At 73.5% G+C, this 19,798-nt stretch carries 19 protein-coding genes; 11 read left to right on the top strand and 8 right to left on the bottom strand.

The window, feature by feature from the left end; genetic code table 11:
• The first annotated feature begins 31 nt into the window (after positions 1-31).
• From OP18_RS30260 to OP18_RS30250, 3 genes are read left to right on the top strand one after another with little or no spacing between them, the layout of a single operon-like run.
• A complete protein-coding gene (locus OP18_RS30260; RefSeq protein ID WP_052387592.1) occupies positions 32-922 on the top strand; it encodes a S66 peptidase family protein in 891 nt (296 codons plus the stop codon).
• A gap of 1 nt (position 923) precedes the next feature.
• Entirely contained in the window at positions 924-1,523 is a 600-nt protein-coding gene (locus OP18_RS30255; RefSeq protein WP_033362482.1) for a sulfite oxidase-like oxidoreductase, read from the top strand.
• Complete coding sequence (locus tag OP18_RS30250; protein WP_389249543.1) at positions 1,520-2,233, top strand: ferredoxin reductase; 714 nt, start codon at positions 1,520-1,522, stop codon at positions 2,231-2,233. The genes OP18_RS30255 and OP18_RS30250 overlap by 4 nt, the downstream gene beginning before the upstream one ends.
• 5 nt (positions 2,234-2,238) lie before the next feature.
• On the opposite strand, the gene glnA is transcribed toward OP18_RS30250, so the two are convergent.
• Positions 2,239-3,591: a type I glutamate--ammonia ligase gene (gene glnA / locus OP18_RS30245; RefSeq protein WP_033362480.1), complete on the bottom strand. Its 1,353-nt coding sequence runs from the start codon at positions 3,589-3,591 to the stop codon at positions 2,239-2,241.
• 212 nt (positions 3,592-3,803) lie between these two features.
• Here glnA and OP18_RS30240 point away from each other — a divergent pair, with 212 nt between their 5' ends.
• Together OP18_RS30240 and panB are read left to right on the top strand one after the other, a co-directional pair.
• Positions 3,804-5,528, top strand: coding sequence for an NAD+ synthase (locus tag OP18_RS30240; protein ID WP_033362479.1), 1,725 nt, complete (start codon positions 3,804-3,806; stop codon positions 5,526-5,528).
• 149 nt (positions 5,529-5,677) lie between these two features.
• Entirely contained in the window at positions 5,678-6,508 is an 831-nt protein-coding gene (gene panB / locus OP18_RS30235; RefSeq protein WP_033362478.1) for a 3-methyl-2-oxobutanoate hydroxymethyltransferase, read from the top strand.
• Positions 6,509-6,532: 24 nt separating this feature from the next.
• Here panB and OP18_RS30230 read toward each other — a convergent pair whose 3' ends face one another.
• The 5 genes from OP18_RS30230 to OP18_RS57760 form a co-directional block, all read right to left on the bottom strand.
• Positions 6,533-8,101, bottom strand: coding sequence for a methyl-accepting chemotaxis protein (locus OP18_RS30230; protein WP_033362477.1), 1,569 nt, complete (start codon positions 8,099-8,101; stop codon positions 6,533-6,535).
• A gap of 76 nt (positions 8,102-8,177) precedes the next feature.
• A complete protein-coding gene (locus tag OP18_RS30225; protein WP_033362476.1) occupies positions 8,178-9,368 on the bottom strand; it encodes a cytochrome P450 in 1,191 nt (396 codons plus the stop codon).
• Positions 9,365-10,057 carry an NADPH-dependent F420 reductase gene (gene npdG / locus OP18_RS30220; protein WP_033362475.1) on the bottom strand — a complete coding sequence of 231 codons (693 nt, stop codon included), beginning with the start codon at positions 10,055-10,057 and terminating at the stop codon, positions 9,365-9,367. Before npdG ends, OP18_RS30225 begins: the two co-directional genes overlap by 4 nt.
• On the bottom strand, positions 10,054-11,478 hold the full coding sequence (locus OP18_RS30215; RefSeq protein WP_033362474.1) for an RNB domain-containing ribonuclease: 1,425 nt from the start codon (positions 11,476-11,478) through the stop codon (positions 10,054-10,056). The genes npdG and OP18_RS30215 overlap by 4 nt, the downstream gene beginning before the upstream one ends.
• 86 nt (positions 11,479-11,564) lie before the next feature.
• Positions 11,565-13,532 (bottom strand): hypothetical protein, encoded by a 1,968-nt coding sequence (locus OP18_RS57760; RefSeq protein ID WP_156089903.1) that lies wholly within the window; start codon positions 13,530-13,532, stop codon positions 11,565-11,567.
• Here OP18_RS57760 and OP18_RS57755 point away from each other — a divergent pair.
• Positions 13,501-14,550, top strand: coding sequence for a hypothetical protein (locus OP18_RS57755; protein ID WP_156089902.1), 1,050 nt, complete (start codon positions 13,501-13,503; stop codon positions 14,548-14,550). The genes OP18_RS57760 and OP18_RS57755 overlap by 32 nt on opposite strands.
• On the opposite strand, the gene OP18_RS60980 is transcribed toward OP18_RS57755, so the two are convergent.
• The gene (locus OP18_RS60980; RefSeq protein ID WP_245635572.1) at positions 14,547-14,984 is read right to left on the bottom strand and encodes a hypothetical protein; all 438 of its coding nucleotides are present in this window, start codon (positions 14,982-14,984) and stop codon (positions 14,547-14,549) included. The genes OP18_RS57755 and OP18_RS60980 overlap by 4 nt on opposite strands.
• A gap of 161 nt (positions 14,985-15,145) precedes the next feature.
• Between OP18_RS60980 and OP18_RS30200 the strand changes: the two genes are divergently transcribed.
• The 4 genes from OP18_RS30200 to OP18_RS53290 all read left to right on the top strand — a co-directional run bounded on the left by OP18_RS30200 (position 15,146) and on the right by OP18_RS53290 (position 18,405).
• Positions 15,146-15,562, top strand: coding sequence for a hypothetical protein (locus OP18_RS30200; RefSeq protein WP_156089901.1), 417 nt, complete (start codon positions 15,146-15,148; stop codon positions 15,560-15,562).
• A 42-nt stretch (positions 15,563-15,604) separates the two neighbouring features.
• The gene (aroA, locus tag OP18_RS30195; protein WP_245635571.1) at positions 15,605-16,879 is read left to right on the top strand and encodes a 3-phosphoshikimate 1-carboxyvinyltransferase; all 1,275 of its coding nucleotides are present in this window, start codon (positions 15,605-15,607) and stop codon (positions 16,877-16,879) included.
• Positions 16,876-17,667 (top strand): inositol monophosphatase family protein, encoded by a 792-nt coding sequence (locus OP18_RS30190; protein WP_033362471.1) that lies wholly within the window; start codon positions 16,876-16,878, stop codon positions 17,665-17,667. The genes aroA and OP18_RS30190 overlap by 4 nt, the downstream gene beginning before the upstream one ends.
• Positions 17,668-17,733: 66 nt before the next feature.
• Complete coding sequence (locus OP18_RS53290; RefSeq protein WP_156089899.1) at positions 17,734-18,405, top strand: fascin domain-containing protein; 672 nt, start codon at positions 17,734-17,736, stop codon at positions 18,403-18,405.
• Here OP18_RS53290 and OP18_RS30180 read toward each other — a convergent pair.
• A complete protein-coding gene (locus OP18_RS30180; RefSeq protein ID WP_033362470.1) occupies positions 18,389-18,829 on the bottom strand; it encodes a pyridoxamine 5'-phosphate oxidase family protein in 441 nt (146 codons plus the stop codon). The two genes, OP18_RS53290 and OP18_RS30180, sit on opposite strands and share 17 nt — an antisense overlap.
• Positions 18,830-18,865: 36 nt before the next feature.
• Here OP18_RS30180 and OP18_RS30175 point away from each other — a divergent pair, with 36 nt between their 5' ends.
• Positions 18,866-19,732 (top strand): sigma-70 family RNA polymerase sigma factor, encoded by an 867-nt coding sequence (locus OP18_RS30175; protein ID WP_389249540.1) that lies wholly within the window; start codon positions 18,866-18,868, stop codon positions 19,730-19,732.
• Positions 19,733-19,798 lie beyond the last annotated feature (66 nt).

Genomic DNA, 19,798 nt, shown 5'->3' with positions numbered 1-19,798 from the left:
CGTGGAAGCGTTGCAGCCGGGGGACACCGTCATGCTCGTGTCCCCGTCGGGACCGACCCTGCCGGAGCGGGTCGAGCGCGGCATCGCGCTCCTGGAGCGCTGGGGGCTGCGGGTCCGGGTGGGGCGGCACGTGTTCGACCGCAACGGCTACCTCGCCGGCCACGACGACGACCGGCTGCGGGACCTCAACGCCGCGTTCGCCGATCCTGACGTCCGCGCCGTCGTGTGTACGCGGGGAGGGTACGGCGCGCAACGCATCGTCGACGGGCTGCGGCCGGGTACCCCGAAGCACCTCGTCGGGTTCTCCGACATCACCGCGCTGCAGCTGGCGGTGTGGCGGCACGGGCGGTGGCCGAGCGTGCACGGGCCCGGAGCGGCCTGGTTCGACGACCGGTTGCCGGCGGCGTCGGCGGCGTCGCTGCACGCGGCGCTGTTCACGTCCGGCCCGCTGCGGTCGTACGTGAGCGACATCGAGGAGACGAGCGTGGTGCGGGTGCCGGGACCGCCGGTGCGGGGTGTGCTGCTCGGCGGGAACCTGTCGATGCTGGCCAGCACCGTCGGCACCGCGGACATGCCGGACCTCGCCGGGGCGATCCTGCTGCTGGAGGACGTGGCGGAGGCGCCGTACCGGGTCGACCGGATGCTGACGCACCTGCGGCGGGCCGGCGCGCTGCGCGGCGTGGCGGGGGTGGCGGTCGGCCAGTTCACCGACTGCGTGGGCGGTGGCGCGACGAGCGTCGCCGACGTGCTGCGCGAGCACCTCGGCGCGCTGGGGGTGCCGGTGCTCGGCGGGCTGCGGGTCGGGCACGGCGTCGGGCAGGAGACCGTGGTGCTCGGCGCCCCCGCCATCCTGGACGCCGGGGTGGGCTGCCTCACCAGCCGCGAAGCGGTGATCGGTGACAGCGCTGCGGCAGGATGTTGACATGAGTTTCGTTACCACCGGGTTCGGCGGGCGCCGGCGCCGCGAAGAGCCCGACCTGCCGCCGGGGCAGTACCTCGCGCACGACTTCCCGGTCCTGTCCGCCGGGCCGACCCCCAGGCTGAGCACCGACCGGTGGGAGTTCGTCATCACCACCGAGACCGGTGAGCAGACGAAATGGACGTGGGCGGAGTTCACCGCCCTGCCGCACGAGGACGTGACGGTCGACATCCACTGCGTCACCAAATGGTCGAAGCTGCAGACCGGCTGGCGGGGCGTCGCGATCGACACCCTGATGGAGGACGTCGAGTCGGCCGCGGACTTCGTGATGGCGCACTCCTACGACGGGTACACCACGAACCTGCCGCTGGAGGACCTCCTCGACGGCAAGGCGTGGGTGGCGTACCGCTACGACGACGAGCCGCTCACCCCTGAGCACGGCGGCCCGGCCCGGCTGCTGGTGCCACACCTGTACTTCTGGAAGTCCGCGAAGTGGGTGCACGGCCTGCGGCTGATGTTGCAGGACGAGCCGGGCTTCTGGGAGGCGGCCGGCTACCACGACTACGGAGACCCGTGGCGCGAGCAGCGGTACCAGGGAGACTGAGCGTGCCGGGGCGCAGCACAGGACGACTCAGCTGGCGCAAGGCCGTGCTGTCGGCGGCCGTCTTCGAGACGCCGACGGCCCGGACGCTGACCTTCGACGTGCCCGACTGGCCCGGCCACCTGCCCGGCCAGCACGTCGACGTGCGGCTCACCGCCGAGGACGGGTACACCGCCCAGCGCAGCTACTCGATCGCGTCCGCGTCCGGGCTGCGGATCACCGTCCAGCGGCTCGAGGACGGCGAGGTCAGCCCGTTCCTCACCGACGTGTACGAGGTCGGGCAGCCGGTGGAGGTGCGCGGGCCGATCGGCGGCTGGTTCGTGTGGCGGCACACGGACCCGGCGCCGGTCCAGCTCGTCGCGGGCGGGTCCGGGATCGTGCCGCTGATGGCGATGATCCGGTCCCGCGCCGAGCTGGGCGTGCGCACCCCGTTCCGGCTGCTGTACTCCGCGCGCACCCCGCAGGACGTGATCTACGCCGACGAGCTGCGCCGGCGCGCCCGCGACGACCGCGGCCTCGACGTGCAGTACGTGTACACGCGGGTCCGCGGCTCCCGGGTCGGCGTCGCCGACCTCAACACGCACGCGTGGCCGGCGGACTTCCGGCCGGCGGTCTTCGTGTGCGGGCCGACCGGCTTCGTGGAGACGGTGGCGGACGTCATGGTGGCGCTCGGCCACGACGCCAGGAGCGTCAAGACCGAGCGCTACGGCTGACGCGGTTACATGATCCCCAGGTAGCGCTCGCGCTCGAAGGGGGTGACGACCCGGCGGTACTCTTCCCACTCGGTCCGCTTGTTCTTGAGGAAGAAGTCGAAGACGTGCTCGCCGAGGACCTCGGCGACCAGCTCGGAGCCGGCCATCACGTCGACCGCCTGGGCGAGGTTCTCCGGCAGCGACTCGTAGCCGGCGGCGCGCCGCTCGCCGTCGGTGAGGGCCCACACGTCGTCCTCGGCGCCCGGCGGCAGCTCGTAACCCTGCTCGATGCCGCGCAGGCCGGCGCCGAGCATGACCGCGTAGGCGAGGTACGGGTTCGTCGCCGAGTCCAGCGAGCGGACCTCGACGCGGGCCGAGTTGGGCTTGCCGTAGGCGGGCACCCGCACCAGCGCCGAGCGGTTGGTGTGGCCCCAGCAGACATACGCCGGCGACTCGGTGATCCGGTTCGCCAGGGTCTGCGGGAACAGCCGCTTGTAGGAGTTCACCCACTGGTTGGTGATCGCGGTGTACTCCCGGGCGTGCACCAGCAGGCCCGCGATGAACGCCTGGCCGACCTTCGACAGCTTCATCGGGTCGCTGGCGTCGTGGAACGCGTTGCGCTCGCCCTCGAACAGCGACAGGTGCGTGTGCATGCCGCTGCCCGGCTGGTCGGTGAACGGCTTCGGCATGAACGTCGCGTGCACCCCGTGGGAGAGCGCGACCTCCTTGATGACGTGCCGGAACGTCATGATGTTGTCCGCGGTGGTCAGCGCGTCGGCGTAGCGCAGGTCGATCTCCTGCTGGCCGGGCGCGACCTCGTGGTGGCTGAACTCGACGGAGATGCCGATCCGCTCCAGGGCGAGGACCGCCTGGCGGCGGAAGTCGCGGGCGACGGCGTGCGTCGTGTGGTCGAAGTAGCCGCCGGTGTCGACCGGGGTCGGCAGCGACCCGCGCTCCCCCAGCGACTCGAGCAGGAAGAACTCGATCTCGGGGTGGGTGTAGAAGGTGAAGCCTTTCTCCGCCGCCCGCGACAGCGCCCGGCGCAGCACGTGGCGCGGGTCGGCCCAGGACGGCGAACCGTCGGGCAGGGTGATGTCGCAGAACATGCGGGCGGACTCGCCCGACATGCCGCCCTCGAACGGGAAGACCTGGAACGTCGTCGGGTCCGGCATGGCGACCATGTCCGACTCGTACACCCGGGCGAAGCCCTCGATCGCCGAGCCGTCGAAGCCGATGCCCTCCTCGAAGGCCGACTCCAGCTCGGCCGGCGCGACCGAGACGCTCTTCAACGTGCCGAGCACGTCGGTGAACCACAGACGCACGAAGCGGATGTCGCGCTCTTCGAGCGTCCGGAGCACGAACTCCTGCTGACGGTCCACGGTGGTTCCCCCACGAGCTGCGGTGTCTACGGGCCAATTCGGGCAAGTCTCGCCCGAAGGTGTTACACACAAGTTACCGGACCTGCCCTTGGCGCCCGGCACTGGTGTGAACGTCCTGTGTCGGCCGGGGCCGTCACGGGTGAGCGGCACCGCGTGGCACTGGAGTGAAGGTCACAGACGCACCGGCGGCGGGTCTGGTCCACACTTGAGGTATGCCCCGGTTGCGCCTCGCGCTCGCCCAGATCGACCCTACCGTCGGTGACCTCACCGGCAATGCCTCCCTGGTGCACGGCTGGACGAGCAAGGCCGCCGGCGCCGGCGCGCACGTCGTGGCGTTCCCGGAGATGATGCTGACCGGCTACCCGGTCGAGGACCTGGTGTTCCGCAAGTCGTTCGTGGCCGCCTCCAAGCGCACCGTCGACGACCTCGCCGCCCAGCTCGCCGCCGACGGCCTCGGCGAGACCGTCGTCATCGTCGGCTACCTCGACGCCGACCAGGTCGGCCCGCGCAACGCGCTCGCCGTGCTGCACCGCGGCACGCAGGTCGCCACGTACTTCAAGCACCACCTGCCCAACTACGGCGTCTTCGACGAGGACCGCTACTTCGAGCCCGGTGACACCCTCACCGTGGTGCGGGTCGGCGGCGTCGACATCGCCCTCACCATCTGCGAGGACCTGTGGCAGGAGGGCGGCCCGTTCGCCGTCGCCGCCGCCGCGATGGTCGGGCTGGTCGTGAACATCAACGGCTCGCCGTACGAGCTGAACAAGGACGACACGCGCCTCGCCCTGGTCGCCCGCCGGGCCGCGGAGGCGCGGGCGACCGTCGCCTACGTCAACACCGTCGGCGCCCAGGACGAGCTGGTCTTCGACGGCGACTCGATGGTCGTGCGCCCCGACGGCTCGCTGATCGCCAGGGCGCAGCAGTTCGCCGAGCAGCTGATGGTCCTCGACCTGGACCTGCCGGCCGCCGAGCCGACCCCGCCGGCCGTCGACAGCGCCGAGATGCACGTCGTCAACGTCCTCATCTCCGACAGCGTGGCCGACAGCGGCCAGCCGGCGCCGGCGCCGGAGATCGCCGCCCGGGTCACCGACGAGGCCGAGATCTGGCAGGCGCTCGTGCTCGGCCTGCGCGACTACGTGCGCAAGAACGGCTTCCGGGGCGTCGCGGTCGCCCTGTCCGGCGGCATCGACTCCGCCGTGGTCACCGCCATCGCCTGCGACGCCCTCGGCCCCGCCAACGTCACGGCCGTGTCGCTGCCCAGCGCCCACTCCTCGCAGCACTCCAAGGACGACGCCGAGGACATGGCCCGCCGCACCGGCCTGGACTACCGCGTCGAGCCGATCCAGCCGATGGTCGACAGCTTCCTGGCCAACATGGCCCTGTCCGGCCTCGCCGTGGAGAACCTCCAGGCCCGCGTCCGCGGCGTCATCATGATGGCCATCTCCAACCAGGAGGGCCCGCTCGTGCTGACCACCGGCAACAAGAGCGAGCTGGCCGTCGGCTACTCCACCCTGTACGGCGACTCCGTCGGCGCGTTCAACCCGCTCAAGGACGTGCCGAAGACCCTGGTGTGGAAGCTCGCCCGTTGGCGCAACGAGGAGGCCGAACGCCGCGGCGACGTGCCGCCCATCCCGGAGCGGTCGATCACCAAACCGCCGAGCGCGGAGCTGCGCCCCGGCCAGCTCGACGCCGACTCCCTGCCCGACTACGAGGTCCTCGACGCGATCCTCGCCGGCTACGTCGACGGCGACCTCGGCCGCGACGACCTGGTCGCCGCCGGCCACGACCCGGCCGTCGTCGACCGCACCCTGCGCATGGTGGACCTCGCCGAGTACAAGCGCCGCCAGAGCGCCCCCGGCACGAAGATCTCCATCAAGGCCTTCGGCCGCGACCGCCGCCTCCCGATCACCAACCGCTTCCGCGAGAGCAGTTCCTAGCTTGGCCGGCCGCGGCGCAAACCGCCCGAAGCAAGGAACAGTGACATTTCGCATCCGTGGTGTCGGGGGGCGAGGGTCGGTGCGACCATCGGGGTGAACAGCCCGGGGACCCCGCGACGGGGCCTCGAGGAGTCCGAAGGAGGACATCGATGTCCGAAGTCCAGTCGCTGTACGGCGGTGCCGTCAACCGCCGGGTGCGCACCAGGGACCTGCTCGCCGCCAAGGAGCGGGGTGAGCGGTGGCCGATGCTGACGTCGTACGACCAGTACACGGCCGGCATCTTCGACGAGGCCGGGATCCCGGTCCTGCTGGTCGGCGACTCCGCCGCCAACAACGTGTACGGCTACGCCTCGACCGTGCAGGTCACCGAGGACGAGCTGCTGCCCCTGGTGCGGGCCGTGGTCCGCTCGACGCGGCGCGCGCTCGTGGTCGGGGACCTGCCGTTCGGCTCGTACGAGGAAGGGCCGGCGCAGGCGCTGCGCACCGGGGTGCGGTTCATGAAGGAGGGCGGCTGCCACGCCGTCAAGCTCGAGGGCGGCGTGCGGGTCGCGCCGCAGATCGCCGCGCTGACCGGGGCCGGCATCCCGGTGATGGCGCACATCGGGTTCACCCCGCAGAGCGAGCACGCGATCGGCGGGTACCGGGTCCAGGGCCGCGGCGACGCCGCCGACGAGGTGATCGCCGACGCGCACGCGGTCGCGGAGGCGGGCGCGTTCGCGGTGGTGCTGGAGATGGTGCCGGGTGAGGTCGCCAAGCGCATCACGCACGAGCTGCGCATCCCCACCGTCGGCATCGGCGCCGGCGCGGAGACCGACGCCCAGGTGCTCGTCTGGCAGGACATGGCAGGGCTGCGCACGGGGAAGGCGCCGCGGTTCGTGAAGCGGTACGCGGACCTCGCCGGCGCGCTCGGCGAGGCCACCCGGGCGTTCGCCGACGAGGTGCGCTCCGGGGCGTTCCCGGCCCAGGAGCACACGTTCTGACCGGCGAACACCGGCAGACGAACGTCAGAACGTGAAGTGTGAGACCAGCTGGCGCAGGTCCTGCGACATCTGCGCCAGCTCGGTCGCGGCGCCCTCGGCGGCGGCGACGCCCCGCGTGGTGGCGTTCGTGGCGTCGGCGACCCCGGCGATGTTCCCCGCGATCCGCTCCGCGCCGGTCGCCGCCTCGGCCACCGAACGGCTCATCTCGGCCGTGGTCGCGGACTGCTCCTCGACCGCGGAGGCGATCGTCGACTGGTACTGGTTGATCTCCTCGACGACGCCGGCCATCTTGCGGATCGCGTCCGCCGCGGCGCCGGTGTCGGCCTGGATCGCGGTGACCCGCTGGCGGATGTCCTCGGTCGCCTTCGCGGTCTCCTGAGCGAGGTCCTTGACCTCGTTGGCGACGACGGCGAAGCCCTTGCCCGCCTCGCCGGCCCGGGCCGCCTCGATGGTGGCGTTGAGGGCCAGCAGGTTCGTCTGCTCGGCGATCGAGGTGATGAGCTTCAGCACGTTGCCGATCTCCGTGGACGACACCGCGAGCCGCTCGACCTTCTCGTTGGCGGCGGCCGCCTCGCGCACCGCGCCGGAGGCGACCCCGGCCGCGTCGGCGGCGTTGCGGGCGATCTCGTGGATCGACACCCCCATCTCCTCGGCGCCGGTCGCCACGGTACTGACGTGCCGGGACACCTCACTCGACGAGGCGGACGCGTCGGCCATCTGCGCGCTGGTCGAGGTGGCCGCGCCGGAGATCTCGGCGCTGACCCTCGACAGCTCCCGGGAGGCGTTGGCGAGGCCGTCGGAGCTGCTGGAGACCTCGGAGATGGAGGTACGGATGCTGGCCATGGCCTCGTCGAGGCAGACCGCCATCTGACCGATCTCGTCCTTGCCGGCCACGCCGACGGACTGGGTGAGGTCGCCGTGGGCGAGCCCTTCCAGGACCGCGCGGACCCGGCGGACCGGCCGCACGACCGCCTTGCCGATCGGCAGCGCGATGGCCAGGAACAGCACGATGCCGGCGGCGATCGCCCCGATCATGGTCCAGAGGGTCGCGGTACGGGTGTCGGCCATCTCGGCCCGCTCGACGGCGATCCGCGCGTCGATCTTGTCCTGCAGCGCGCCGATCTTGTCGTCGAGGTCGTGGTTGCGGTCGGCGATCTCCGGCTCGCGGGCCATCACCGCGCGCTGGTCCTTCGCCGCGTCGCGGACGAACGCGTCGATGAACGCGTTGAACGCGACCGCGTCGGGCTTGATCGCCTCCAGGTCGGCGCGGATGTCCGCGGGCAGCGTGATCGCGTCGAGCTGGGCGAGGGTCTCGGTGACGGAGTCCAGGTCGCCGGGCAGGTCCTCGATGATCGCGGCGACGTCGACCTCGGCGAGCGCGCGGTACCCGTCGACCTTCAGCTCCGACCCGCGGGTGTCGAGGTGGTGCAGCCGGCCGTTCGCGGACTCCAGCGCGCGGACCTGCTCCGCCTGGTCGGTGAGCCGGTCCTGGGCGTAGATGCCGACGCCGCCCGTCGCGGCGGACACCAGGATCCCGGCGGCGCACAGCACACCGATCTTCTGGGCGATGCCCAGGTTCGCGAACACGGCCATCAACGACCCCAATCTGCGATGCGCCACGATGCACAGGTGACATCGGCCACACCCAGACGGGGTTGAAACATTCTTCTCAGAGCGAGACGTCGAGCCTTTCCAGACCTCTGATCACATATCCCGGTTTCCACTGCGGCTCCCGCTCCAACCGCAGGCCGGGCGCCTTCGCCAGCAGCGCGCCGAACGACGCGGCGAGCTCGATCCTCGCCAGCGGCGCCCCCAAGCAGTAATGGATCCCGGCGCCGAAGGAGATGTGCGGATTGTCGCGGCGTTCGACGTCGAGCCGCTCCGGGTCGCTGAACACGGCCGGGTCGTGGTTCGCGGAGCCGAACAGCAGCGCGACCTCCTGCCCCCGGCGAATCGTCTGACCGTGGACCTCGATGTCCTCCAGCACCCACCGTTCGAACATCTGCAGCGGCGTGTCGAACCGCATCAGTTCTTCGACCGCGACCGGCACCAGCCCGGGATTCGTCTGAATTTTCCGAAGTTGATCAGGATTGCGGAACAGGGCCCACCATCCGTTGCCGGTCACATTGACGGTCGCCTCATGCCCGGCGTTGAGCAGCAGCACACAGGTGCCGATCAGCTCGTCCTCGCTGAGCCCTTCGACGGCGGTGAGGGCACTGATCAGATCGTCCTGCGGGTCGCCCGCGCGGCGGCGGGCCAGGGCGCGCAGGTACTCGGAGAACTCCTCGGCGGCACGTACCGCCGCGGCCGCCGTCTCCCGCGACGGGTTCAGCTCGTACATGCCGCAGATCGCCGCCGACCAGGGCCGCAGGTGGTGCCGGTCGGCGTCGGGGATGCCCAGCAGCTCGGCGATGACCGTGACCGGCAGCGGCTCGGCGACCTCGGCGATCAGGTCGCCGCCGCCCTTGGCGACGAACGCGTCGACGAGGCCGTCGGCGAGGCGCTGGACCACCGGCCGCAACGCCTCGACCCGCCGCGGTGTGAACGCCTGCGACACCAGCCGCCGCAGCCGGGTGTGGTCCGGCGGCTCGCGGTCCAGCATGCCGTTGTTGTTGAGCCGCCAGAACGGCTCGTCCTGCGCCGGCGGCGGCGTGCGGCCCATCTCCTCGTGCGTGGCGACGTGCAGGTACGTGCGGCCCAGCCGCCGGTCGCGCAGCAGCGCGTTGACGTCCTCGTGCCGCGAGATCAGGTACTGGCCGCTCGGCTCGAACCAGCTGACGGGCTCCTGCTCGCGCAGCTGCCGGTACGCCTCGTATGGGTGCGAGACGAACGCCGGTGACCAGGGGTCGAACGTGCTCACAGGTCCGTCACCCGGATACCGGCGTGCACCTTGTACCGCTTGTTGACAGCGATCAGGTTCGCCGTCAACGCCTCGACCTGCCCGGCGTTGCGCAGCCGCCCGGCGAACACGCCCCGCATGCCGGCGATGCGGCCCGCGAGGGCCTGGACCTGCGCGGCCGCCTCCCGGTCGTCGCCGAGCACGAGCACGTCCAGGTCGACCCGCTCGACCTCCGGGTCGGCCAGCAGCACCGCGCTGACGTGGTGGAACGCGGCGCAGACCCGCGCCTCCGGCAGCAGTGTGGCGGCCTGCTCGGCGGCGCTGCCCTCCGGCACCGGCAGCGCGAACGGCCCCTGCTTGTCGAACCCGAGCGGGTTGACGCAGTCGACCACGACCTTGCCCCTGGTCAGCAGCGGCGCCAGCTCGGCGACCGTCGCCGCGTGCCCCTCCCACGGCACCGCGATCACGACCACGTCCGCCTCGCAGGCGAACGCGTTGTCGCCGCCCTCGGCCTGCGCGGCCACGCCGGGCAGCGCGTTGAGCTCCTGCGCCGCCTGGACGCCGCGCTCCGTGGACCGGGAGCCCACCAGCACCCGCACGCCCGCCCTGGCGAACCGGTACGCCAGGCCGCGACCCTGCGGCCCGGTCCCGCCGATGATGCCGACCCGCAGCGCTGACACGTCGGGCAGTTCGATCTGGTCGTAGCTCATGCGTCAAGTCTTACCGTGTGGAAGAGCACCTTGCGGCGGGTGGGGTCGGCCTCGGTGAGCCGCACCCGGATCCGCTCACCCAGCGGCAGGTCCCCGCCCTCCTCCCGGCCCTCGCAGCGGGCCCGCACCGGCGGCTCGTCCAGCGCGATGTCGGCCCGGTGCCGGTCCACGTCCAGCACCGCGGCGTCGAACTCCTCGCCGACGCGGTGCTGCAGCAGGACCGCCTCCACCAGGTCGACCGCGCCGCGCTCGGCGGCGTTGGCGACCCGGTCGGTGCGGCTCATCACCTCCGGCAGCCGCGGCAGCGCGTCGCGCGCCCAGGCCGGCACCTCGGCGCCCGTGTGCAGGGCGAGGCACACCTCGGTGACGTACCGGTCGGCCAGGCGCCGCAGCGGGGCCGTCACGTGGGCGTACGGGGCCGCCACCGCCCCGTGCAGCGGCTGCTCGGGCGCCGCGCCGTCGAACGGGGTGTACCCGGCGCCGCGCATCATCTCCGCGGCCTGGTCGATGAACGCCGCCGCCTTCGGGTCCATCGGGTCCAGCGCCGCGATCACCGCACCCGGGCCCGCCCCGTCCGGCCACGGCAGGCCCAGCGCCCGGGCGGCCAGGCGCAGCTTCCGTACCGCGTCCTGCTCCGGCGGCGGCATGGTCCGCAGCAGCCCGATGCCACCCTTGAGCATGATCTGCGCCGCGGCCATGCCGGTGAGCAGGGAGATCTGCGCGTTGAACTCCTCGACCGGCACCGGCCCGCGGATGACGAGCTTCCAGCCGTCGCCGTCGGGCTCGATCTCCTGCTCCGGCATCGGCAGGTTGACCGCGCCCCGGTCCAGCCCCCGCTGGGTGAGCAGCCGCCCGAGCTCCGGCAGCAGCTGGACCGACGGGTGCGGGGTGCCCGCGTCGACGTCGCGCTGCACCTGCGCGTAGTTGAGCTTCGCCCGGCTGCGGACCGTCGCCCGGCGCACGTCGGCGCCGACGGTCACGCCGGTGCCGTCCACGTCGATCGTCCACAGCACCGCCGGCCGGTCCTGGTCCGGCAGCAGGCTGGCGGCGCCCTCGCTGAGCACCGGCGGGTGCAACGGGACCTTGCCGTCGGGCAGGTAGACGGTCTGTCCCCGGCGCCAGGTCTCCGCCTCGATCGCGGGGGCGGTCACGGTGAACGCGGCCACGTCGGCGATCGCGTAGTACACCCGGTAGCCGCTGCCCTGCCGTTGCAGCAGCAGGGCCTGGTCGAGGTCCTTGGACGTCGGCGGGTCGATCGTCACGAACTCGAGGTCCGTGCGGTCCTCACGGTCGTCGTGCCGCTCCTTCGCGGCGGCCTCCGCCTCCCGATCGGCCGCCTCGGGGAACGCGGTGGGCAGGTCGAGCTCTCGGCGCAGCCCGGAGAAGTCGATGCGGGGCGCCCGGATACGTCGTAAGACCACGGCACAGTCTTACACCGCCCCCGCCGTACGAAGCGGCGGCGCCACGGTCCCAGTGGACCACGACGCCGCCGCTGCCGTTCACACCGTCACGGACGGGCCAGGCTCGCCCAGTCCTCGGGGGTCATGCTCGCCGCCCCTTCGACGTTGTTGCCGTTCTCGCGACCGGGGATCGCCTCGGTGGCGCCACCGCCCGCGGGCGCACTCGGTCCACCCTCGATGTCGCCGGGGGCACCGGCGTCGAGACCGCCCTCGGACACGACCGCCGGCGGGGTCGCCGGCTCCGCGGCCGCGGGGGCGGGCGCCGTCTCGGCCTTCTTCGCCGGCGCCTTCTTCGCGGGCGCCTTCTTGGCGGCCGCCTTGGCGGGGGCGGAGCCGGCCGGCTCGGTCGCCGCCGGGGCCTCGGCCGGCGCCGCCGCCGGGCTCTCGGCCGTGGTCGCGGCCGGGGTCTCGACCGTGGCGGTGGCCGGGGTCTCGGCCGTGGCGGTGGCCGGGGTCTCGGCCGTGGCGGTGGCCGGAGCCTCGGCCGCGGGGGCCGGGGCCGCCTGGGCCGCGGTGGCCTTCGCCGTCTTGGCCGGGGCCGCCTTGGCCGCGGACCTGCTCGGCGTCGCCGCCTTGCTCGCCGTGGCCTTGGTCGCGGTGGACTTGGTCGCGGTGGCCTTGGTCGCGGTGGACTTGGCGGGGGTGGCCTTGGCCGCCGTGGACGCCTTGGCGGGCGTCGCCGTCGACTTCGCCGGGGCGGTCTTGGTGGCCGTCGCCTTGGCCGCGGTCTTCGCCGGGGCCTTGGTCGCGGTCGCCTTGGCCGCCGGGGCCGCCTTGGCCGTGGTCGCCTTCGCGGCCGGGGCCGTCTTGCTCGCGGTGGCCTTCGCGGCCGGGGCGGCCTTGCTCGCGGTCGTCTTGGCCGCGGTGGACTTGGCCGCCGGGGCCGCCTTGGACGCCGCCGCCTTGGCCGCGGTCGCCTTCGCGGCCGGAGCCGCCTTGCTCGCCGCCGCCTTGGTCGCGGTCGCCTTGGCCGCCGGGGCCGCCTTGGCCGTGGTGGCCTTCGCCGCCGGGGCCGCCTTGGACGCCGCCGCCTTGCTCGCGGTCGCCTTCGCGGCCGGGGCCGCCTTGGACGCCGCCGCCTTGCTCGCGGTCGCCTTCGCGGCCGGGGCCGCCTTGGACGCGGTCGCCTTGGTCGCGGTGCCCTTCGCGGCCGGGGCCGCCTTGGACGCCGTGGACTTGGAGGCGGTCGCCTTCGCGGCCGGGGCGGCCTTCGCCGTGCCGGTCGCCTTCGCCGTCTTGGCCGGGGCCGCCTTCGCCGTGGTCGCCTTGGCGGTCGTGGCCTTCGCCGACTTCGCCGGAGCCGCCTTCGCCGCCGTGGACTTCGCCGCCGTCGCCTTGGCGGTCTTCGCCGGAGCTGCCTTCGCCGCCGTCGCCTTGGCCGTGGTCGCCTTGGTCGTGGTCGCCTTGGTCGTGGTCGCCTTGGTCGCCGGCGCGGCCTTCGCCGCGGTGGCCTTGGCGGTGGTCGCCTTGGTGGCCGGGGCCGCCTTCGCCGCCGTCGCCGTGGCCTTCGTGGCCTTCGTGGCCTTCGCCGGGGCCGTCTTCGCCGCCGTCGACTTCGCGGTGGTCGCCTTCGTCGCCGGGGCGGCCTTGGCGGTGGTGGCCTTCGCGGTCTTGGCGGGGGCCGCCTTCGCCGCGGTCGCCGTGGCCTTCGTGGCCTTCGCCGGGGCCGCCTTCGCCGCCGCGGTCGCCTTCGCCGTGGCGGTCTTCGCCGGCGCCGCCTTGGTCGCCGGAGCCGCCTTCGCCGTGGTGGCCTTGGCCGTGGTCGCCTTCGTGGCGGCCTTCGCCGGGGCGGCCTTGGCGGTGGTGGCCTTGGCGGTGGTGGCCTTGGCGGTGGTGGCCTTCGCCGTCTTCGCCGGAGCCGCCTTGGTCGCCGCCGCGGTCGCCTTGGCCGTGGTGGCCTTCGTGGCGGCCTTCGCCGGGGCCGTCGACTTCGTGGCCGTCGACTTGGTGGCCGCCTTGGTCGCGGACTTCGACGGGGTGGCCTTGGCGACCGCCTTCGTCGCGGCGGACTTCACCGCGGTGGTGGCCTTCGCCGCGGCCTTGACCGCGGACTTGACCGCCGCCTTGGCACCGGTGGCCTTGGTCGTCGACTTCGCCGGGACCGCCTTGCTCGCCGGAGCGGCCTTCGCCGCCGACTTCGTGGCGGTGGCCGCGGTGGTCGCCTTCGCCGCCGTGGACTTCGCGGCGGGGGTCGCCTTCGTCGTGGTGGTCTTCGCCGCCGTCGACTTCGCCGCCGGGGTGGCCGCGGTGGTCGCCTTCGCCGCCGTGGACTTCGCGGCGGGGGTCGCCTTCGTCGTGGTGGTCTTCGCCGCCGTCTGCTTGGCGGCCGGGGTGGTGGTCTTCGCCGCGGTCGACTTCGCCGTCGTGGACTTCGCCGCCGGGGTCGCCGCCGTCGACGACGCCTTCGACGACGTCGTGGACTTCGCGGCCGGGGTGGCTGCCGTCGCCTTCGCCGTGGCCGACTTCGCCGTGGCCGGCTTCGCGGCCGGGGTCGCCGTCTTCGCCGCGGTGGTCTTCGCGGCGGCCGGGGTGGCCGACTTCGCCGCAGTCGCCTTGGTGGCGGTCTTCGCGGCGGTAGCCTTGGAAGCGGCCGGGGTCGCCTTCGCCGTGGTGGCCCGCTTCGCGGCGGGAGCCGCCGCGCCGGACGAGGCCGTGCCCGCGGCCGAAGCCGGCTTCGGGGACGCCGAGGCGGAGCCCGAGGCCGCACCGGCGGCGGAAGACGCCGGCGTCGCGACCGTCAGTGAGGCAGGGGTCGAGCGCCGGCGGGGAGCGGCGGCGACCGTCTTCGCGGCCCTGGCGGGGGTCGTGGTCACTGCGGGCGTCGCCGCGTCCGCGGCGGGAGTCGTCGCGGCCGCGCTCGTTGCGGCCGATCTCGTGGTGGCCTTCTTAGCTGCGGCCATCGTGGTCCTCCTGGAGGAGTTCTCCCGCGTCCTGCGGGATGTTCGCGGTTGGGTTGTGCGGGTGGAGACGGGTCGAACGTGGTCGTGTGCCGGAGGCGGTTCGCGGTCGCCGCCGGCTGCGACGTGGTGCTAGTGCTTGCCTTCCCACCGTTCGTCCTCGGCGTCCCACGCCTCGTTGCGTTTCTGGACTGTCGTCAGCGCCTGTTCGGCTTCTGACGCCGAATCATAGGGGCCGAGCCGATCCCTTCCGGCGCACATGTCTGCCTCGGACTCGACCCGTTGGTGGGAAAGGCACCAGTAGTACCGCTCAGCACCGCTGCTGCTCATGACATCACTGTGCACCGCAAATGCAACACGCGCCACCGAAACCGGCAAATAGCTGGTTGGGATTCCACAGTAGACGCAACCGCCCGCGGAGGGGAGCAGACGCCCGAACAACGTCCGGAACGTGTCGCGCGCCCGCCCGGACAAAGCGCGAAGCCGTTGCGCGGCAAGCATTCCGGGAATCGATGCGGCGTCGGTACGGGTGGCGCGCAGGCACCGACGGGCACGGATGGCTGTGGTCACGATCACCCGAGGGTGAGCCGTTCGGTGGATCGGGATTCGAGTCGGTCGGGCGACCCACCCTCATCGTTAGGAGACGAACGGTCCACCGTGGACGCCGGCCGGTGGAAGTTTCCGGCGGCGGGCTCTATGCGGCGGCGGGCGAGGGCCAGATACTCGGTGCCGTGGAGCCCTCCTCTTCCCCGGCGGCGCGGGTCGCCGTCCTCGCGATCGGCGGCTCGGCGGCGGCGCAGGACGTCGCCGCGCACCTGCGCGCCGGGCGGGTGGCGAAGGCCGCCGACGGCCATGTCCTGGTCCTCTACGACGACCCCGCCGACGCGGTCCGCGACGCCGCCGGGTACCTGCGGCCGCGCGCCATGACGCTGGTCCGCTTCGGCCTGCACGTCGGGGAGCCGCCGCGGGAGGCCGGCGACCGGCTCACCGGGCCGGCGGTGTCGGCCGCGACCCGCCTCGCCGACCTCGCCGCCCCGGGACGGGTGCGGGTCTGCGCGACCGCCGCAGGGCTCCTCGACGGCACGGTGGCACTCGAGGCGGCGGGCGACGGCTCGTACCAGACGACGAAAGGATTTGGGACGGGGTGAGGTCGCCCTCGTGCGGCCCGCGGGCTGCGGGACAATCGAGGAGTGAGCCTCCATGCCGATGAGCTGCCGGACGTCCTTGCCGTCACCCCGCTGAGCGCGCCGCCCGACGTGTCGCTGCGGCCGCCGGGCTCGAAGAGCATCACCAACCGCGCGCTGCTGTGCGCCGCCCTCGCGCCGGGCCGCAGCACGCTGACCGGGGTGCTGTTCGCCGACGACACCCACGCCATGCTCGGCGCGGTGCGGGCGCTGGGCGCGACGCTGACCGTCGACGAGGCCGCGTACACGGTCGTCGTGGACGGCGTCGACCCGCGCACGCAGACGCGGCCCGCCGCCGTCGACGCCCGCCAGTCCGGCACCACCGGCCGGTTCGTCGTGCCCGCCGCCGCGCTGCGCCCGGCGCGCAGCGTCGTGGACGGCTCCGCGCAGCTGCGGGCCCGGCCGTTCGGCCCGCTGACCGACGCGCTGCGCGAGCTCGGCGCGACCGTCGAGGACCTCGCCGAGCCCGGGTTCCTGCCGGTCGCGGTGACCGGGCCGGTCGCCGGGGGCAAGGTCGCGCTGCCCGGCCACCTGTCCAGCCAGTTCCTGTCCGGTCTGCTGATGGCGGGGCCGCTGATGGCCGAAGGGCTGTCGGTGGAGCTGACCTCGCCGCTGGTGTCGGTGCCCTACGTCGAGGCGACCGCGGCCGTCATGGCGGCGTTCGGGGTCACCGTCGACGGGCTGCACGTGCGGCCGCAGTCGTACCGGGCGACCGACTACGCGATCGAGCCCGACGCGAGCGCCGCGTCGTACCTGCTCGCCGCCGCCGCGATCAGTGGGGGACGGGTCACCGTCGAAGGGCTCGGCACCGCCAGCCTGCAGGGCGACGTACGGTTCGCGGACCTGCTGGAGCAGATGGGCGCGCGGGTCGAGCGGACCGCCGACCGGGTCACCGTCACCGGCACCGGCACGCTGCACGGCATCGACGTCGACATGGCCGACATCTCCGACACCGCGCAGACCCTCGCGGCGGTCGCGGTGTTCGCCGACTCCCCCACCCGCGTGCGCGGCATCGGCTTCATCCGCAAGAAGGAGACCGACCGGATCGCCGCCGTCGTCACCGAGCTGCGCCGGGCCGGCATCGACGCGGTCGAGGACGAGGACGGGTTCACCGTCACGCCGGGCACGCCCGCGCCGACGGCCTTCCACACGTACGACGACCACCGCATGGCGATGAGCCTGGCGCTGCTCGGCCTGCGGGTGCCCGGCATCGAGATCCGGGACCCGCGGTGCGTGTCGAAGACGTACCCGACGTACTTCGTCGACCTGGCCCGCCTGTGACCGACGACGACGCCGACCTCGCGCGCCGCGCCGCGCTCGCCGGTGCCGAGGTCGGGCTGCGGTACTTCGCCGCCCTCGCCGAGCTGCCGAAGGAGGTCAAGGCCGACGGCAGCGTCGTCACCGAGGCCGACCGGGCGGTCGAGACGGCGGTGCGTGACGTCCTCGCCGCGGCGCGCCCCGGCGACGCGATCCTCGGCGAGGAGGGCGGGCTGACCGGTGCCGGCGGGCGGCGCTGGATCGTCGACCCGATCGACGGCACGGCGATGTTCGTCGCCGGCGACGACCGGTGGCTGGTGCTGGTCGCCCTCGAGGACGACGGCGGGATCGTCGCCGCCGCGGCCGCGGTGCCGGCACAGGGCGAGCTGTGGTGGGCCAGGCGCGGCGGTGGGGCGTACATGGGACGCATCGGCGACGACGGGCCCGGCCGGCGCCTGCGGGTGGCCCCCGGCGGCGCCGACACCCCCGACGGCGCCTCGCTCGGCATCGTGCCCGACGACGGCCAGGTGTTCCCGGCGGAGTGGGCGATGCTCGCGCCGCTGACCGCCGTGGCGCGAAAGGAGCCCTGGCCGACCCACGCGGCGCTGCTCGTCGCCGACGGGCGGCTCGACCTGGCCGTGCAGACGCGCGGCCAGGTGTGGGACTTCGCCGCCACGTCGCTCATCGTCGCGGAGGCCGGCGGGCGGTACAGCGGCCTCGACGGGCGGCCGGGTCCCGGCGCCGGGCCGTCGCTGTTCGCCCGCAGCGCCCCGTTGCACGAGGCCACCCTGAAGCTCCTCGGCGGGTCTTGACACTCATCGATGCATTCGTCCAGCATGTCCGGCGGGGTCATTACCGAACATGCTTGGAGAGTCACTGTGCGCCGTGCCCGGGGGTTGCTGTCCGCTGCCGTCGTCCTGTCCGCGCTGCTCACGCCCGGGATCGCCCGGGCCGAGCCGAGCCCGGGCGCGGCGCCGCCCGGCAGCACGGCCGCTGACGACGACCCGGCGGCGCACGGCCTCAAGCGCACCCCGCTGGACCTGACCGGCGACGCCGGCGGCGTGCAGACCAACGCGCTCGCGCCGACGACGATCCCCGGTGCCTCGATCTGCCGGCGGTACTACATCTTCAGCTACCGGGCCGGACGCTACGTCTCCGAGGAACAGGGGTACACCGGCAGCAACCACAACATGCTGCGCGCCAGGACCTCGGCCGGGGCGCTGGGCACCTGGGAGCAGTTCAGCCTCTGCGCCTACAACGGCCGGACCGACCTCATCTACATCCAGGCCAGCTCCGGCTACCTCGTTTCGGCCGAGTACGGCTACGCCGGCAACCTCAAGGGCATGCTGCGCGGCCGCGGCGAGTGGCCGGGCGACTGGGAGGTCTTCGAGGTGTGGTCCGACGCCGGCGTGTACTTCCTGCGCAACCAGGCGACGAAGGGCTGGGTGAGCGTCCGGGTCGACATGACCGGCAGCTACACCAACATGCTGCGCGGCAACGGCACCAGCGCCGGGCCGTGGGAGCAGCTGGCCCTCACCTCGGTGGCGTGAGCGGCGGCAGGTCCCGCCCGGCGAGCTCGTTGACCTCGCGCCACGCCTGCACCCACAGCGGCGTCATGCGCAGGTACACGTACCGCGGACCCGGACGGAACCCCGTCTTCGCCGCGAACGCGTCCGCCACCTCCGGCGCGATGCCGGTGGCCGCCAGCGGCTCGACGTCGCACTCCATGAGCACCACGTCGCGGGTCTGCCCGATCCCGACCCGGGCCCGCCCACCGGCGGCCAGGTTGCGGGCCGTCGGGTTGCCCGGCGCGGTGGAGAACAGCAGCGTCGCACCGTCCCACAGGAACGACAGCGGCACCATGCACGGCTCCCCCTCCGGTGAGGCCGTCGCCACCCAGGCGTCGACGTCGCGCTCGAGCCGTCGCAGCGTGTCGTCGACCCGCTGCGCTGTGCTCCGTGCCGGTGCGGTCATGATGCAAGCCTAAGCCGTGACCCGACCGAGGATGTGATCGTGGACAACGACACCGACCTGCTGGCCCAACGGTTCGAGGAACACCGCCGCCATCTGCGTGGGGTGGCGTACCGGATGCTCGGCTCCCTACCGGAGGCCGAGGACGCGGTCCAGGAGGCGTGGCTGCGGCTGAGCCGCTCCGACCACGCCGCCGTCGACAACCTCGGCGGCTGGCTGACCACCGTGGTCGGCCGGATCAGCCTCGACATGCTGCGCAGCCGCAAGTCCCGCCCCGAGGACCCCACCGACGACGTCGGCCTGCCCGCCGTCCTGCCCGCCGCCAGCGACCCCGAGCAGGAGGCGCTGCTCGCCGACGACGTGGGGCTGGCGATGCTGGTGGTGCTGGACACCCTGGCCCCCGCCGAGCGGCTCGCGTTCGTGCTGCACGACATGTTCGCCGTGCCGTTCGAGGACATCGCCACCATCGTCGGCCGCTCCCCCGCGGCCGCCCGCCAGCTCGCCAGCCGCGGCCGCCGCCGCGTCCAGGGCGCCCAGACCGAACCCGACCTGCCCCGGCAGCGCGAGGTCGTCGACGCGTTCCTCGCCGCCGCCCGGGGCGGTGACTTCCAGGCCCTGCTCGCCCTCCTCGACCCCGACGTCGTCCTGCGCGCCGACGCCGCCACCGTCCTGGCCGGCGCCGCCCCGGAGGTCCACGGCGCCGGCGCGGTGGCCGAGACGTTCGCCGGCCGGGCCAGGGTCGCGCAGACGGCCCTCATCGACGGCTTCGTGGGCGCCGTGTGGTCCGCCGGCGGCAAGCCACGCGTGGTCTTCGACTTCGTCGTGGAGAACGGCCGGGTGGTCGAGATCGAGCTGCTCGGCGACCCGGAGACGCTGCAGCGGCTGGACCTGGCCGTCCTCAACTGACGGCGCGCGCCGCGCGGTCGTGGACCTCCTGGAGGGGTGCACGACCGCGCGGCCCCGTGCACCCCG

This window comes from Dactylosporangium aurantiacum, assembly GCF_000716715.1.
GTDB lineage: Bacteria > Actinomycetota > Actinomycetes > Mycobacteriales > Micromonosporaceae > Dactylosporangium > Dactylosporangium aurantiacum.
Note: the sequence above shows the minus strand (reverse complement) of the source record. Positions and strands in the feature narration are given on the sequence as shown.